This is a genomic window from Bordetella sp. H567, from assembly GCF_001704295.1.
Classification (GTDB): Bacteria; Pseudomonadota; Gammaproteobacteria; order Burkholderiales; family Burkholderiaceae_B; genus Bordetella_C.
Genome location: NZ_CP012334.1, coordinates 73,646 through 87,622, shown reverse-complemented (window position 1 = coordinate 87,622; position 13,977 = coordinate 73,646). Strand labels below are relative to the sequence as shown.

At 66.3% G+C, this 13,977-nt stretch carries 17 protein-coding genes; 12 read left to right on the top strand and 5 right to left on the bottom strand.

Translation table 11 applies throughout. From position 1 onward, the window contains the following. Positions 1–190: 190 nt before the first annotated feature. On the top strand, positions 191–1,138 hold the full coding sequence (locus tag AKI39_RS00430) for a hypothetical protein (RefSeq protein ID WP_145925160.1): 948 nt from the start codon (positions 191–193) through the stop codon (positions 1,136–1,138). Positions 1,139–1,278: 140 nt separating this feature from the next. Here AKI39_RS00430 and AKI39_RS00425 read toward each other — a convergent pair whose 3' ends face one another. From AKI39_RS00425 to AKI39_RS00415, 3 genes are all read right to left on the bottom strand, one after another. Further along, the gene (locus AKI39_RS00425) at positions 1,279–1,749 is read right to left on the bottom strand and encodes a hypothetical protein (RefSeq protein WP_145925159.1); all 471 of its coding nucleotides are present in this window, start codon (positions 1,747–1,749) and stop codon (positions 1,279–1,281) included. A gap of 224 nt (positions 1,750–1,973) precedes the next feature. Beyond that, positions 1,974–2,597: a hypothetical protein gene (locus AKI39_RS00420; RefSeq protein ID WP_145925158.1), complete on the bottom strand. Its 624-nt coding sequence runs from the start codon at positions 2,595–2,597 to the stop codon at positions 1,974–1,976. Positions 2,598–2,889: 292 nt separating this feature from the next. Next, entirely contained in the window at positions 2,890–3,720 is an 831-nt protein-coding gene (locus AKI39_RS00415) for an NUDIX hydrolase (protein ID WP_145925157.1), read from the bottom strand. Positions 3,721–4,023: 303 nt separating this feature from the next. On the opposite strand from AKI39_RS00415, the gene coxB reads away from it, so the two are divergent. From coxB to AKI39_RS00395, 5 genes are all read left to right on the top strand, one after another. Then, positions 4,024–5,184 carry a cytochrome c oxidase subunit II gene (coxB, locus tag AKI39_RS00410; RefSeq protein WP_066631389.1) on the top strand — a complete coding sequence of 387 codons (1,161 nt, stop codon included), beginning with the start codon at positions 4,024–4,026 and terminating at the stop codon, positions 5,182–5,184. 105 nt (positions 5,185–5,289) lie between these two features. Further along, on the top strand, positions 5,290–6,903 hold the full coding sequence (ctaD, locus tag AKI39_RS00405) for a cytochrome c oxidase subunit I (protein ID WP_066631386.1): 1,614 nt from the start codon (positions 5,290–5,292) through the stop codon (positions 6,901–6,903). A 36-nt stretch (positions 6,904–6,939) separates the two neighbouring features. Beyond that, on the top strand, positions 6,940–7,062 hold the full coding sequence (locus AKI39_RS25940; protein ID WP_235610716.1) for a cytochrome oxidase small assembly protein: 123 nt from the start codon (positions 6,940–6,942) through the stop codon (positions 7,060–7,062). 10 nt (positions 7,063–7,072) lie between these two features. Continuing rightward, the gene (locus AKI39_RS00400; protein ID WP_066631381.1) at positions 7,073–7,291 is read left to right on the top strand and encodes a DUF2970 domain-containing protein; all 219 of its coding nucleotides are present in this window, start codon (positions 7,073–7,075) and stop codon (positions 7,289–7,291) included. 36 nt (positions 7,292–7,327) lie between these two features. Next, complete coding sequence (locus AKI39_RS00395) at positions 7,328–8,203, top strand: cytochrome c oxidase subunit 3 (RefSeq protein WP_066631379.1); 876 nt, start codon at positions 7,328–7,330, stop codon at positions 8,201–8,203. Between the two features lie 97 nt (positions 8,204–8,300). On the opposite strand, the gene AKI39_RS00390 is transcribed toward AKI39_RS00395, so the two are convergent. Continuing rightward, a complete protein-coding gene (locus AKI39_RS00390) occupies positions 8,301–8,501 on the bottom strand; it encodes a twin transmembrane helix small protein (protein WP_066631377.1) in 201 nt (66 codons plus the stop codon). Between the two features lie 35 nt (positions 8,502–8,536). Here AKI39_RS00390 and AKI39_RS00385 point away from each other — a divergent pair, with 35 nt between their 5' ends. From AKI39_RS00385 to AKI39_RS00365, 5 genes are all read left to right on the top strand, one after another. Next, the gene (locus tag AKI39_RS00385) at positions 8,537–9,295 is read left to right on the top strand and encodes an SURF1 family protein (protein WP_066631375.1); all 759 of its coding nucleotides are present in this window, start codon (positions 8,537–8,539) and stop codon (positions 9,293–9,295) included. A gap of 162 nt (positions 9,296–9,457) precedes the next feature. Then, positions 9,458–10,105 (top strand): SCO family protein, encoded by a 648-nt coding sequence (locus tag AKI39_RS00380; RefSeq protein WP_066641896.1) that lies wholly within the window; start codon positions 9,458–9,460, stop codon positions 10,103–10,105. Positions 10,106–10,109: 4 nt separating this feature from the next. Then, the gene (locus tag AKI39_RS00375) at positions 10,110–11,153 is read left to right on the top strand and encodes a COX15/CtaA family protein (RefSeq protein WP_066631374.1); all 1,044 of its coding nucleotides are present in this window, start codon (positions 10,110–10,112) and stop codon (positions 11,151–11,153) included. Between the two features lie 151 nt (positions 11,154–11,304). After that, positions 11,305–12,198 (top strand): heme o synthase, encoded by an 894-nt coding sequence (cyoE, locus tag AKI39_RS00370; protein ID WP_066631372.1) that lies wholly within the window; start codon positions 11,305–11,307, stop codon positions 12,196–12,198. A gap of 19 nt (positions 12,199–12,217) precedes the next feature. Then, positions 12,218–12,823, top strand: coding sequence for an SCO family protein (locus tag AKI39_RS00365; protein ID WP_066631370.1), 606 nt, complete (start codon positions 12,218–12,220; stop codon positions 12,821–12,823). On the opposite strand, the gene AKI39_RS00360 is transcribed toward AKI39_RS00365, so the two are convergent. Then, positions 12,804–13,049 carry a DUF3717 domain-containing protein gene (locus tag AKI39_RS00360; RefSeq protein ID WP_066631368.1) on the bottom strand — a complete coding sequence of 82 codons (246 nt, stop codon included), beginning with the start codon at positions 13,047–13,049 and terminating at the stop codon, positions 12,804–12,806. The two genes, AKI39_RS00365 and AKI39_RS00360, sit on opposite strands and share 20 nt — an antisense overlap. Before the next feature lie 176 nt (positions 13,050–13,225). Here AKI39_RS00360 and AKI39_RS00355 point away from each other — a divergent pair, with 176 nt between their 5' ends. Then, on the top strand, positions 13,226–13,957 hold the full coding sequence (locus AKI39_RS00355; protein WP_066631367.1) for a glycine zipper 2TM domain-containing protein: 732 nt from the start codon (positions 13,226–13,228) through the stop codon (positions 13,955–13,957). Positions 13,958–13,977: the final 20 nt, after the last annotated feature.

Genomic DNA, 13,977 nt, shown 5'->3' with positions numbered 1-13,977 from the left:
AGCAGGAACGGCGTGCGTGGCCCTGGGCCGATCGCGCAACCACCAACCCTTGCGCTGTTAACGCGCCTGATATTCCTTCGGTTTCCGTCGCACGAGCGTGACGTCGCTAAGCTCGCCCGGGGCGATGTAGCCGATGCATCCGCGCATCGGCGCAGCCAGCCCCCTTGCACTCGCATGAAGGAGCGACGACATGAGCGACGTATCAATGATGGGATTAGGTGTCTCTGCCCATACCTGGCAGCTTCCGGGCGACACGCCTATCGTGGGCGGAATGATAGGCAGACTGCTGGATATCACGGCAGCAGGCCTGGTATCGAAATTCGCGTCGGCTGCGGTATCGGACCGGCCGTCCGAATCGGCCCAGGGATTGGAAACGGGGGGCCGGGAAGCAGGAATGTTGGTGGCATCTCCACGGGACCGGAACGACCTGATGTTGAAGGCATCCGCACGGGGCCAGGACATCGCGCTCGGATCTCAACAAGGCCGGGAGCTGGGCTTGATCACGTCGAAGCATGTCGACCAGGGATTCGCCGCGTCGTTCGCATCGGAATTGGCGCAGCTGCACCAGCAGGAGCGTGCCTTCGCCGTACCGAAACGCCAGAACGTGGCACGCACGCTGACCCCAGAGGAGAAACAAGCCTTGGACGAATACGTAAGCCAAGGCAAGCCGCCTGAACAGCGGGCGAAGGCTGCCGAGCGGATAGCCTGCTTCATCGGGTCCAACGCCAGCGCGCTGTCACTGAGTGATCTGGGCCTGACCCGCCTGCCCGACATCGTGAAAACGCTGCGCCTGGATACGCTGGATGTCTCGGGGAACAAGCTTGCGGAGCTGGCGGTGCCCGCCGAAGTGGCCTTCCTGCATGTATCCCGCAATGCCTTGACCGCCATGCCGGTCCTTCCCGAAGGCACCCGCATGGTCTTCGCGGCGGACAACCCCATTCGCGAATTCCGCGGGCCGCTGCCCAGCACGCTCAGCCATGTGTACGCACCGAATAACATGCTGGATGCGCTGCCGTCGATGCCGGCGTCCATGGTCCAATTCGATATCGAGGGCAACGGCGGCAAGCTGACGCAGGCCGCCGTCGACGCCAGGATATGCGCGCCCGTGCTTATCCGGGACTCGCGTCTTTCGGCCTGATCCCCAGCGATCGCGCGCCATGGCCGCCAGCGGCGAACCTGAGTTCGAAGCCGCGATCTTGGCCATGAGCGACATCGCCGGGGATAGCCCGGGCGGATAAAGGCCAGCCTTATCCGCCCGCGCCCGTGGGCGCCGCGGCCCTATGCAAGCGCCGGCGAAAGCGGAAAGCGCAGCGGCCGGGGCGGCACGATCAGGATGTCGCCGGGGCCGTGGATACTATCGTCGGCCATCGGCGTCACGTCCGGCGACGCCGCGTTGTCCTCCCAGAATTCGCGATGGTCGCGGATGACGCGCGCCGAGCAGGTATCGGGATCGCGCAGCGTGATCACATATCCGTCGGCGAGCGGGCGCTCGATTTTGTCCAGCACCCTGGCATGTCCCGGGGTCAGCAGGATGCCGCAGCCATGCACGGACAGCAGCCCGGCCATTGTCTCCATGGCTTCCCCATGCGGCTTGCCGTCCAGCGAGAGGGACATGGCGCCGCAGCTCAGCAAACGGACGCATTCCGCGGCCTGCTCGGCCGGGCTGCCGTGCGGACGGTAGTCCAGCATGAGTTCCGTCGGCGGAAGATTTCGCACGGTGTGCGGGGCGCAGCGTTCGATCCAGGCCATGCATAGGCATGCCGCCAGCGGGTGCTCTTCTTCGAAGCGGCCGACCAGCCATTTTCCGCTGGCCACCTCGTAGAGGGGCCGCTGACAGCCGATGCACTGGCGGCGGCATGGGGTGCATGGGGTTCGTGGGGTCCCTGAGATGCGTCCGGCGGCGGCGGAACATACCAGGTCGAGAACCCATCGAGCGGGACGCTATTGGATAGATACATGATGGCACCCCGGCATCAGGCAACCGCCGCCCCGCGCGTCCCGCGCATCCGGGCGTCGACGTCGGCTTGCGCGAGCCGGCCCGTGTTGCCCGCGATGTTGAAGTATGTGACCGACGGCGGCAGCGGCGGGATCGTGTCCAACGCATTGTTCGCGGCCTGCACATGATGCAGCGTCGACGGCAGCGGCCCGCGAAATTCGCGGATAGGGTTGTCCGAAGCGAACACCATGCGGGTGTCTTCCGGCAGCACGGGCATGGAGGACAGCTTATTGCCCGATACATAGAAGAATGAACACTTCGCGGGAACCGCGAGTTCGTGCAGCTGGTTGCCGGAGACATCCAGCGTATTCAGGCGCAGCGTCGTCACCAGATCGGGCAGGCGCGTCAGGCGCAGGTCCGTCATCACCAGCGACGTGCGGCCTTCCCGGATCAGGCTGCTGATGCGGTCCACGGCTTCGGCGCGCCGCTCCGGCCAGCGGCCCTCTTCCACGTATTGGTCCAGGGCCTGCTTTTCCTGCGCGGTAAGGGCGCGCCCACCCGGCGGATTGCAGGCGTCAAACGCTTCGAATGAGGCCGCGGCCGTCATCGTGGCCTCCAGCATTTCGGAAGAGGGGTCCGCGCTTTCTCCCGACGCGGTCACGTGCGTGCGGCCGCCCGCTACGGCCCCGGAGCCTTCCGCCGATGACGGCGGGCCCACCGCCACAAAAACATTCCGCTCCGGACCTGCCGGCCGTGCCGGCGGCCGAAAATCGGAGTTAACGGGAATCCTCAAACCAAAAACGATGACGTCCGCCATGTGGTCGCTCCTTCATGCGAGTGCAAAAACGGGGCGCCGCGACCATGCACCATGCATGGTCGCGGGCACCCCGGCGCAGCTTATCGACGTGAAGGTCAGGCGGCAGGAACCGCGCAAATATCAGCTCGTTTCTTATTCATCGAGCCGCGCCATGCGCGCGGATATCGTTGATCACGACCAGCGCCGCTTCCAATGTGAATTCGCCGTTCGCGGCCATGGCGTGCGCCTGCCCGGGCGTCACGGTCGCGAATTCCATCACCTCGCCGTCGCGGTTGGCCGGTCGCACGTCGTCGGCCAGCACGCAGCGGCTGACCAGCAGGTCTTCCACCTGGTAGCCTTCCGGCAGGCGCCGGTGCATGCGCAGCACGGTGCGCAGGGGATCGCGGGCACGGATATGCCGCGGCGCCAGGCCCGCTTCTTCCTCGCATTCCCGGATCAGCGCCACGTCCAGCGATTCGCCGCTGGCGACCAATCCGCCCACCAGGGTGTCCCACATGCCCGGGTCCGTCGCCTTGTTCAGGGCGCGCCGCGCCACCCACAGGCGCCCGTCCGTCGTCCAGGCATTCAGGTGCACCGCCCGCGTCAGGATGCCCAGCGGCCGTACCGCGGCGCGCTCGATGGCGCCGAGTCGCAGGTCCGATTCATCGTGGATGTCCAGCAGCTCATCGCGCCAGCCGCGCAGGCAGTCAGCTTGCCGCAAGGTATGCGCGACGGCGGCGAGCATCGCGTCCAGGTCCGGGCCTGCACGCACGCCCTCGCCCAGCCGCAGGCTGTCCGCCTCGATGCGCACGCCGGGCTGCCCGCGCAGCGCGTCGCAGGCCGCCAGGGTTGCCTGGCCGCAACGGCGGCCGGCGATATACAGGCCGCGCGACGATGGCGGGACGGGTTCCTGTGCGCGATGGCGCAGCGCCGCATACAGGTCGTCGGGCAGGGGCGGATAGGGCGAAGACGGGAAGGTGTGCTGCATGGCGGGATTTTAGGGGCTTATTCGCGGCCGCGGCCATGGGGCAGCGCGCCCGCGCCCGCCTTGCCGGGGACCGCACGGGAAGCGGCGCCAAGCCGGCTTTGGCGCGCGGCGATACGGGGGAATGCCGGCTCCGCTATAATCCGGCGGTTTCTTTGTGATTCGAGCAGAACCGACGCGGGTCGGCAGTGGTTTTACGCCCGTCTCGAAATCTGCCGTCCAATAATCGCGCGTTTTCCCGTGTAGGTACCGGCAGCACCCTGCCACATCGGCACGGCCCTGGACGCGTCATGATAGAGGGTCAGCATGAAGAAGTGGAGAGGGATACTGGGAACGTGCGCAATGCTGGCAAGCGGCATTGCCTGTGCCCAGGTCAAGGATATGCCCGGAGGCCCCAGGGTCGACCAGCTAAACCTGCATGAAGGCGTTACGCGGATTGCCCAGGAGGTGACGTGGCTGCACTGGATGATGCTCAGCATCTGTCTGGTCATCTTCATCGGCGTCTTTGGCGTCATGTTCTATTCCATCTGGGCGCATCGCAAATCGCGTGGGCACCAGCCGGCCACCTTCCACGAGCACGTCGGCGTGGAAGTCGCCTGGACCGTCATCCCTTTCTTCATCGTTATCGCCATGGCCCTGCCCGCCACGAAGACGGTGGTTGCCATGAAAGACACGTCCAGTTCCGACCTGACCGTCAAGGTCACGGGCTACCAATGGAAGTGGGGCTACGAATACGTGGACGGGCCGGCTACCGGCGTCAAGTTCCTGTCCACGCTTTCCACGCCGCGTGCGCAGATCGAAGGCCGTGAACCCAAGGGCGAGTTCTACTTGATGGAAGTGGACAATCCCCTGGTGGTGCCGGTGGACGAGAAAGTCCGTATCGTGCTGACGGCCGGCGACGTCATCCACTCCTGGATGGTGCCGGACTTCGGCGTCAAGCAGGATGCGATTCCCGGCTTCCTGCGCGACACCTGGTTCCGCGCCGAGAAGGTCGGCACCTACCGCGGGCAGTGTGCCGAGCTGTGCGGCAAGGACCACGCCTTCATGCCCATCGTGGTAGAGGTCAAGTCCAAGGAAGACTTCGCCAAGTGGGCCGACGACCAGAAGAAGAAACTGGCCTCGGCGGCCGACGACCCCAACAAGCAATGGGCCGAAGGCGATCTGATCGCCCGCGGCGAAAAGGTCTTCGGCGCGAATTGCGCGGTCTGCCACCAGGCCAACGGCAAGGGCGTTCCGGGCTCCTTCCCGGCCCTGGACGGCGACAAGATCGTGCTGGGTCCGCCGGCCGAGCAGATCAAGACCGTGCTGCACGGGCGTCCCGGCACGCCGATGCCGGCCTTCATGAATCAGCTCAACGACGTGGAAGTCGCCGCGGTCATTTCCTATACCCGCCATGCCTGGAGCAATGCGGGCAAGGGCCAGGATCCGACCGTCCAGCCGTCCACCGTCAAGTCGTCGCCGCACTAGCGCCGCGTCCGGGCAGCCGCCCGGACATGCGCGCATTCGTCAGATACCGAATACCTCAGCCAGGCCGTGGAACGGCCTGGCAACATGCAGGAAGGAGTTGAGACTATGAGCAGCGTCACTGTAGACCACGTCGAGCCGGGCCACGGGCACGGCCATGGTCACGATGACCATCACCACGCCATCCCCAGCGGATGGCGGCGCTGGCTGTTCGCCACCAACCACAAGGATATCGGGACGATGTATCTCATCTTCTCGTTCCTGATGTTGCTGGAAGGCGGCACGCTCGCGCTGTTGCTGCGCACGGAGCTGTTCGAGCCCGGCCTGCAGTTCTTCCGTCCGGAACTGTTCAACCAGTTCACCACCATGCACGGCCTGATCATGGTGTTCGGCGCCATCATGCCGGCCTTCGTCGGCTTCGCGAACTGGATGATCCCGATGCAGATCGGCGCATCGGACATGGCGTTCGCGCGCATGAACAACTTCAGCTTCTGGATCCTGCCGATGGCGGCGATTCTGCTGACGTCGTCCTTCTTCGTGCCGGGCGGCGCCACCGCCGCCGGCTGGACGCTGTATGCGCCGCTGTCGCTGCAGATGGGCCCCGGCATGGACCTGGCGATCTTCGCCATACACATCATGGGCGCCTCGTCCATCATGGGTGCGATCAACGTCATCGTCACCATCCTGAACATGCGCGCGCCGGGCATGACGCTGATGAAGATGCCGCTGTTCTGCTGGACCTGGCTGATCACCGCCTTCCTGCTGATCGCGGTGATGCCGGTGCTGGCCGCCGCCATCACCATGGTGCTCACCGACCGCCACTTCGGCACGGATTTCTTCAATGCGGCCGCCGGCGGCGATCCCGTGCTGTACCAGCACGTGTTCTGGTTCTTCGGGCATCCCGAGGTCTACATCATGATTTTGCCGGCCTTCGGCATCGTCTCCGCTGTGGTCCCGGCCTTCGCCCGCAAGCCGCTGTTCGGCTACGCCTCCATGGTGTACGCGACGGCCGCCATCGCGGTGCTGTCCTTCATCGTGTGGGCGCACCACATGTTCACCACCGGCATGCCGGTGACCGGCCAGCTTTACTTCATGTACGCGACCATGCTGATCTCCATCCCGACCGGGGTGAAGGTGTTCAACTGGGTGGCCACGATGTGGCGCGGGTCGATGACGTTCGAAACGCCCATGCTGTGGGCCATCGGCTTCATTTTCGTGTTCACCATGGGCGGCTTCACCGGCCTGATCCTGTCGGTGGCGCCCATCGACATCCAGGTGCATGACACCTACTACGTGGTGGCGCACTTCCACTACGTGCTGGTGGCGGGCTCGCTGTTCGGGTTGTTCGCCGGCGCCTACTACTGGATGCCGAAGTGGACCGGCCGCATGTACAGCGAAAAGCTTGGCAAGCTGCACTTCTGGTCGTCGCTGATTTCGTTCAACGTGACCTTCTTCCCCATGCACTTCCTGGGGCTGGCCGGCATGCCGCGCCGCTATGCGGACTACGCCGCCCAATTCACGACCTTTCACCAGGTCGCCACGATCGGCGCCTTCTGGTTCGGCCTGTCGCAGCTGATCTTCCTGTACGCCATCCTGCGCTGCTATGCGGGCAAGGGCGAACCGGCGGCCGCCAAGCCGTGGGAGGGCGCGGAAGGGCTGGAATGGACGGTGCCGTCGCCGGCGCCCTTCCATACCTTCGAAACGCCGCCCGAAGTGAAGTAAGGTAAAGGCCACAGGCAAATGCAGGCAGGATCCGCCATGACACCCGAACAACGCCGCCGCAACCGCATCGTCGGATTGGTGCTGCTGGCCTTCGTCGTGGCGGTGTTCGCCTGGGCGATGCTCAAGGGCGGCAACCTGTTCGCCGGTGGCGTGGACTGAGGACGCAGCCATGGCCACGCAGCCCGATTCCCCGCAACGCAAGACCAGCTTCCTGCAGACGCTGAAGGCGGTGGCCTGGGGCATGCTGGGCATCCGCAAGGGCACGGGCTACCAGGAAGACGCGCGCTTGAATCCGGTGCACCTGATCATCGCCGGCGTTCTGGCCGGCGTGATCTTCGTGGTGGTCCTGGTGACCATCGTGCACTGGGTCGTGGCAAGTCAGAGCTGAAACACTATTCGACGTATAAGTACCAGGGAGAAGACCATGAGTGCAGGACACTCGGTTCAAGCGAAAGAGGCGCCCTACTACTATGTGCCCGCGGATTCGGGCCATCCGGTGCGCAGCGCAATCGCTTTGCTGATCATCGCGTCGGGCGCGGCATGCTGGGTCAACGGCGTGCAGGTAGGAAAATGGCTGGTGCTGCTGGGCCTGCTGTGCCTCATCGCGGTGCTGTTCCGCTGGTTCGGCGACGCCATCGGCGAATCCGAACGCGGCATGAACAGCAAGCGCGTGGACGTGTCGTACCGCTGGGGCATGAGCTGGTTCATTTTTTCCGAGGTCATGTTCTTCGGCGGCTTCTTCGGCGCGCTGTGGTACGTGCGCACCATCACGACGCCGTGGCTGGGCGACCTGGACCATAAGCTGCTGCTGTGGCCCGATTTCAACGCCGTGTGGCCCAACTTCGGGCCGGCCGGCGTGGTCGAGCACTTCGCGACGGTCGGTCCCTTCTGGCTGCCCACGATCAACACCGCGCTGCTGTTGAGCTCCGGGGTCACGCTGACCATCTCGCACCATGCGTTGCGCGAGGATCACCGCGGCAAGGCCATTTTGTGGCTGGCGCTGACGGTGCTGCTGGGCGCGCTGTTCGTCGGCTGCCAGGCCTTCGAATACCACCACGCCTACACCGAGCTGAACCTGAAATTCAGTTCCGGCGCCTATGGCTCGCTGTTCTTCATGTTGACGGGCTTCCACGGCTTTCACGTGATCATGGGCGCGACCATGCTGACCGTGATCCTGTTCCGCCTGATCCGCGGCCATTTCACGGCGGATCATCACTTCGGCTTCGAAGGCGCCGCCTGGTATTGGCACTTCGTGGACGTCGTCTGGCTGGGTCTGTACCTGTTCGTCTACTGGTTCTGACCACCCGGGCGCGCGCTGCCTTGCCGGTGGCGCCGCGCCCGCGCGGCCTTGCGGCGCGGGGCCGCCCACGTCGCGCGGGAACCCGCGGCCCGCGCCGCTATCTAAGCCCCGTGCTCTCTATCCAGCCGAAATAGTGGGCGAGCAGCACGAACAGGAAAAGGGCGACGGAAAGCCCGATGCGCACGGTCAAGGCATTGACCGTCCTATTGGTGGTGCCTTTATCCCTCATCAGGTAAACCAGGGCCGAGGCCAGGCTGGCGAGGATGCCGGCAAAAGCCAGGACAACTAAGACGCGCATAGTGCCTCCGGGTGCAAACCAGGATTATTGCAGACATGGCTCGTGCGCATCGCACTTTGACCGCGTTGGTGCTGCTGGGCATCATGGTGGTATTGCTCGCCTCGCTGGGACGCTGGCAACTGCGCCGTGCCGACGAAAGGCGTGCCGTCCTCGCGGCCATTGAGAGCGGCCGGCGCCAGCCGCCCCTGCTGCTGACGGCCGCCACGCCCAGCGACGATCTGCGCCCCTGGCGGCCCGTATCGGTGCAGGGACGCTGGCGCGCCGACATGACGGTGCGCCTGGACAACCGCAACCAGAACGGGCGGCCGGGCTACTGGATCGCCACGCCGCTGATGCTCGAAGAAGGGTCGAACACCGCGGTGCTGGTGTTGCGCGGATGGCTGCCGCGCACGCTGCCCGGGGAACCGCCCGAGGCCGCGCCGGCGTTGCCGGACGGCGTGCGTACCGTGTCGGGCGAACTGGTGCGGCGTGTGCCCAGGCTGTTCGAATTGTGGAACCCTGGCGGCGCGTCCGACGACGTCCTGCCCACCGCATGGCCATCGCGGGATGGCCCGCCAACGGTGCAGAATCTGGACCTGGATGCCTATGCCCGGGCCACCGGCCTGCACCTGCTGCCGGCGGTCATGGAGCAGCATGCGCCCTCGGGCGACGGGCTGGTGCGCGAGTGGCCGCAGCCTTCGGTGGACTACAACCAGAACCTGGGCTACGCGATGCAGTGGTTCGCCTTCGCCGGTATTGCCGGCATCGCCTTCGTCGTCGTGGCCGTGCGCGCCGCGCGCGGGCGCGGACCCTAGCGGCACCGCGCCGTTCAGGCCCGTGCGGCAGCGCGGCGCCCGCCCCTCCCGTGTACATTGCCACCCTGAATTCCGTATCGCAGGAAAGACATTTTGGCCAGATCCACCCCGATTCCCTCGTCCCAGGCGGTGCCCGCCACGCGGCGCCGCGCCAGGTCCGTCATGATCGCGATCTTCCTGATCACGCTCGCGCCCATACTGGGCGCGCTGATCATGTACCTGAACCCGCAATGGTGGCCGGAAGACAGCAGCAACTACGGCACGCTGGTAGAGCCGCAGCGCGACATTCCCGCGGCGGCCGCGCTGCCGCTGGCCACGCTGGACGGCCAGCCTTTCGACCTGGCCAGCCTGAAGGGCAAATGGCTGCTGATGGCGGCCGACGGCGGCGCGTGCCCCGAGTCGTGTGCCCGCAAGCTGTTCATCATCCGCAATACCCACGCCAGCCAGGGGAAAAACGTCGACCGGCTCGTCCGCGTGTGGTTCATCATCGACGACGCGCCCGTGCCCCAGAAGGTCCTGGATGCCTATCGGGGCACGGTCATGGTGCGAGCGCGACCCGCGCAGCTGGCGCCCTTCCTGCTGGGTGCGCCAGCGGGTACGGCCACGGCGGCCGGGGCGTCGCCGCCGGCCGCGATTGCCGGCGGCAATGCGGGCGCCGGCAACCCCGCCGGCGCCGCCGAAGCGCTCGCCGGGCCGATCTGGATGGTCGATCCCCTGGGGCATCTGATGCTGCAATTCCCGCCCGACGCCGATCCGGTGCAGGTCCGCAAGGACGTCAGCAAGCTCATCTACAACTCGCGTATTGGCTGAGTCCATGGACCCCGTTATTCGCCGCTACCGCAAACTGGTGTTCTTCACCTGGTTTCTGACGCTGGACCTGATCATGTTCGGCGCCTTCGTGCGTCTGACCGATTCGGGCCTGGGCTGCCCCGACTGGCCCGGCTGCTACGGCAGCGTGACCCCCCTGGGCTCGCTGTCCGACATCCACGCCGCCAACCAGGCCATGCCTTTCGGCGCCGTATCGCTGTCCAAGGCCTGGATCGAAATGGTGCATCGCTATGCAGGGTCCGCCCTGGGCATGCTGATCATCGCCATCGTCTACATGGCCTGGCGCCATCGCGGCCGGCTGGGCCGCTCGCCCGCGCTGGCCACGGCGGCGCTGGTCGTCGTGTGCGTGCAGGGCGCGTTCGGCGCGTGGACGGTCACCCATCAGCTGATGCCCGTGGTCGTCACCTCGCACCTGCTGTTCGGGATGTTGACGCTGGCCGTCATGACCTGGCTGGCGGCGCGCGAACGCCCCTATCAGGCGCTGGGCGCGGCGGCGGCGCGCTGGCGCGGCTGGGTGGTGGGCGGCCTGGCGCTGCTCACGCTGCAGATCGCACTGGGCGGCTGGGTCAGCACCAATTACGCGGCGCTGGCCTGCATGGACTTTCCGACCTGCCAGGGGCAATGGCTGCCGCCCATGGACTTCAAGGACGGCTATTCCATCATCCGGGCACTGGGCGAACTCCCGTCGGGCCAGATGATTTCCCAATACGCCCTGACCGCCATCCACTGGGTGCACCGCAATTTCGCCTTCGTCGTTTTCGCCTATCTGGGTACCCTGGGTGTCCGTTTGCGCAGGGAGCGCGGGCTGCGCGGCCCCGCCAACCTGGTGCTGGGCCTGCTGCTGGCCCAGCTGGCGACCGGGCTGACCACCATTTTTTTCCAATGGCCCCTGCTGATCGCCGTGTTGCACAACGGCGGCGCGGCCGGCCTGGTGCTGGCCACCGTCACGCTGCTGGTGCGCCTGTCCACCGCCGGGCGCCCGGCGCTGCGCGCGTCGCGGCCGGTCAGTCCCGCGGAAAGTCCCGCATGAGCCGGTTCTGCCGTCCACCTGTCGGAAGATGCGCCGTACCCTGGAAGGCTGTCGCGGGGTGGCCGCGGCCGGGCAAACCGGGGGATGCGGCGAAGCGCATTTTCCCTGCTGACAAGTCCTGGCGCTCAGCCGGTTTAAAATACCGCCCATCATGACCAGTTTTGTTGCCTCGGATTCCGGATTGCTGCGCCAGTACCTGGTGCTGACCAAGCCACGCGTGACACAGCTCGCGGTGTTTTGTGCCGTCATCGGCATGTTCCTGGCCGCGCCCGGCCTTCCGGACCTGAAACGGGTGGCGTACGCCACGCTGGGCATCTGGCTGCTGGCCGCGGCGGCCTTCGCCATCAACTGCCTGATCGAACAGGAAGTGGACGCGCGCATGCTGCGCACCGCGCGGCGGCCCACGGCCCGCGGCACCATCCTGCCGCAGCAGGTGCTGGCCCTGTCCGGGCTGCTGGGCGGCGCCGGCATGCTGGTGCTGTACAACCTGGTGAACCCGCTGACGATGTGGCTGACGTTCGCCACCTTTGTCGGCTACGCCGTCATTTACACGGTCATCCTGAAGCCCCGCACCCCACAGAACATCGTCATCGGCGGGCTGTCCGGCGCCATGCCGCCGGCCCTGGGCTGGGCGGCCGTTGCCAACGCCACGCCGGCACAGGCATGGCTGCTGGTGCTGATCATCTTCATCTGGACGCCGCCGCACTTCTGGGCCCTGGCGCTGTACCGCACCAACGACTACGTCAAGGCGGGCCTGCCCATGCTTCCGGTCACGCATGGCCAGAAGTTCACCCGCCTGCACATCCTGTTGTACAGCGTCGCGCTGCTGGCCACGACCCTGCTGCCGTACGCCATCCGCATGAGCGGGCTGATCTATCTGGTCAGCGCGCTGCTGCTGGGCGCCGTATTCGTGGGCTATGCCTGGCAGCTGTATCGCGCCTATTCCGATGCGCTGGCGCGCAAGCTGTTCCGCTATTCCATCGTGTACCTGTCGCTGCTGTTTGGCGCCCTGCTGATCGATCATTGGGCCCTGCTGCTGGCCTGATCCGCCGCGAGACCTTTCCATGCCCGTCACCGCCGTCCCGCGCCGCGCCCTGCTGCGCACCTTCGCCGCCTTGCCCATTGCCGCCCTGCTGGCGGCCTGCGGGCAGGACGCGCCGTCCTTCAAGGGCAGCGATATCACGGGTACGCACCTGGGCAAGAACCTGTCCATGGTCGACCAAGACGGCCGGCCGCGCACGCTGTCGGACTACGCGGGCAAGGTGCTGGTGGTGTTCTTCGGCTATACGCAGTGTCCCGACGTCTGCCCGACCTCGCTGGCGGAACTGGCGCAGGTCATGCAGGCGCTGGGGCCCGATGCCTCACGCGTGCAGGTCGCCATGATCACCGTGGACCCGGAACGCGATACGCCTGAAGTGCTGAAGCAGTACGTGCAGACGTTCAATCCATCCTTCGTCGGCCTGACCGGCACGCCGGAGCAGGTCAAGCAGGCCGCTACGTCCTTCAAGGTGTATTACGCCAAGGTGCCGGCCAAGAACGGCACGGATTACAGCATGGACCACAGCGCGGCCTTTTACCTGCTGGATACCAAGGGCGAAGCGCGAGTGTTGGCCGGCAACGGCGCGGACGTCCAATCGCTAGCGCACGACATCAAGGCGCTGTTGGCCTGATCGTGCCCCCCACGGCCGCTTCCCAGGCGGCGAAGGCCGCCTGTGCGGGCTCGTCCAGTTCCGCCGTGGGAATATCCCGGCGCCCGGTCACGATCATCAATGCATAGGGCGTGGCCAGCGCAGCCGCCTGCGCGCACAGGCGCGATTCCTCGCCCGTGGCGGGAATGCGATTGCGCCAATAGTTGATAGCGTCTTCGAGCCGGGTGATAGGAATGGCGTTATCCATCGGGTGATTGTCCCAGAACCGCGCGCAAAGGGATGCCGCAACGCGCGCAACGCGTTCAACGTTACCGGCGCGCCCTGTCCGGGCCTTGCAAAACTTTCAAACGGTCACTTTGGCAATACGCTGAAAATAGGACCCGGTGCTATACATCGGGCCGTCGTTTCTCCAAGGAGACTGTTATGAACACTCCAGCGCCATTGCAGGGGCTGGCCTCGCGGCGCGGCCTGCATCCCCTGGTCGCCATTGCGGCCGTCTGCGTCATCGCACTGAGCGGCGTGGCCATTGCCGCCATCATGGGCTGGCTGCCCACGCCCAGCGCGCAGCAGGGCAAAGCCGTCCAGCAGGAGGCCAGCGCGGCCGGGCCGGAGGACGCCAATCTGGCGCCGCTGCCCGGGCAGGCGGGCACCGCCGGCGCGCCGCGGGCCACGGCCGCGCCGCCGGCAGCGGCCCCGCCGCAGCGCGTCGCCCAGGCGCCCGCCACGCCGGCGGTGCCACGCCAAGGCCAGGCGCCGGCACCGTCCGGTCAGGCTCCGGCCCCATCGCAGCCCGGCGCCGCGGCGTGCCCGCAATGCGGCGTGGTGGTGTCGGTCAATACCGTGCAGGTCCCGGTGCAGAACCAGAGCGAACCCATCGTTGGCACGGTCGCCGGCGGGGTGGTGGGTGGCGTGGTCGGCAACCAGTTCGGCGGCGGCCACGGCCGCACCGCGCTGACCGTGCTGGGCGCGGTAGGCGGTGCTTTGGCAGGCCGCGAAATCGAGCGTAATATCAAGCAGCAACAGACCGTGACACGCTATCAGCTCGTGGCGCGGACCAACGACGGACGCACCCATACGTTCCAGAGCGCGACGCCCTTCCAGTACGCGCCCGGACAGGCGATACGCGTTGAAAACAATCAGCTGCTGCCAGGTTGAATCCCCGAGCACGGGCGAGA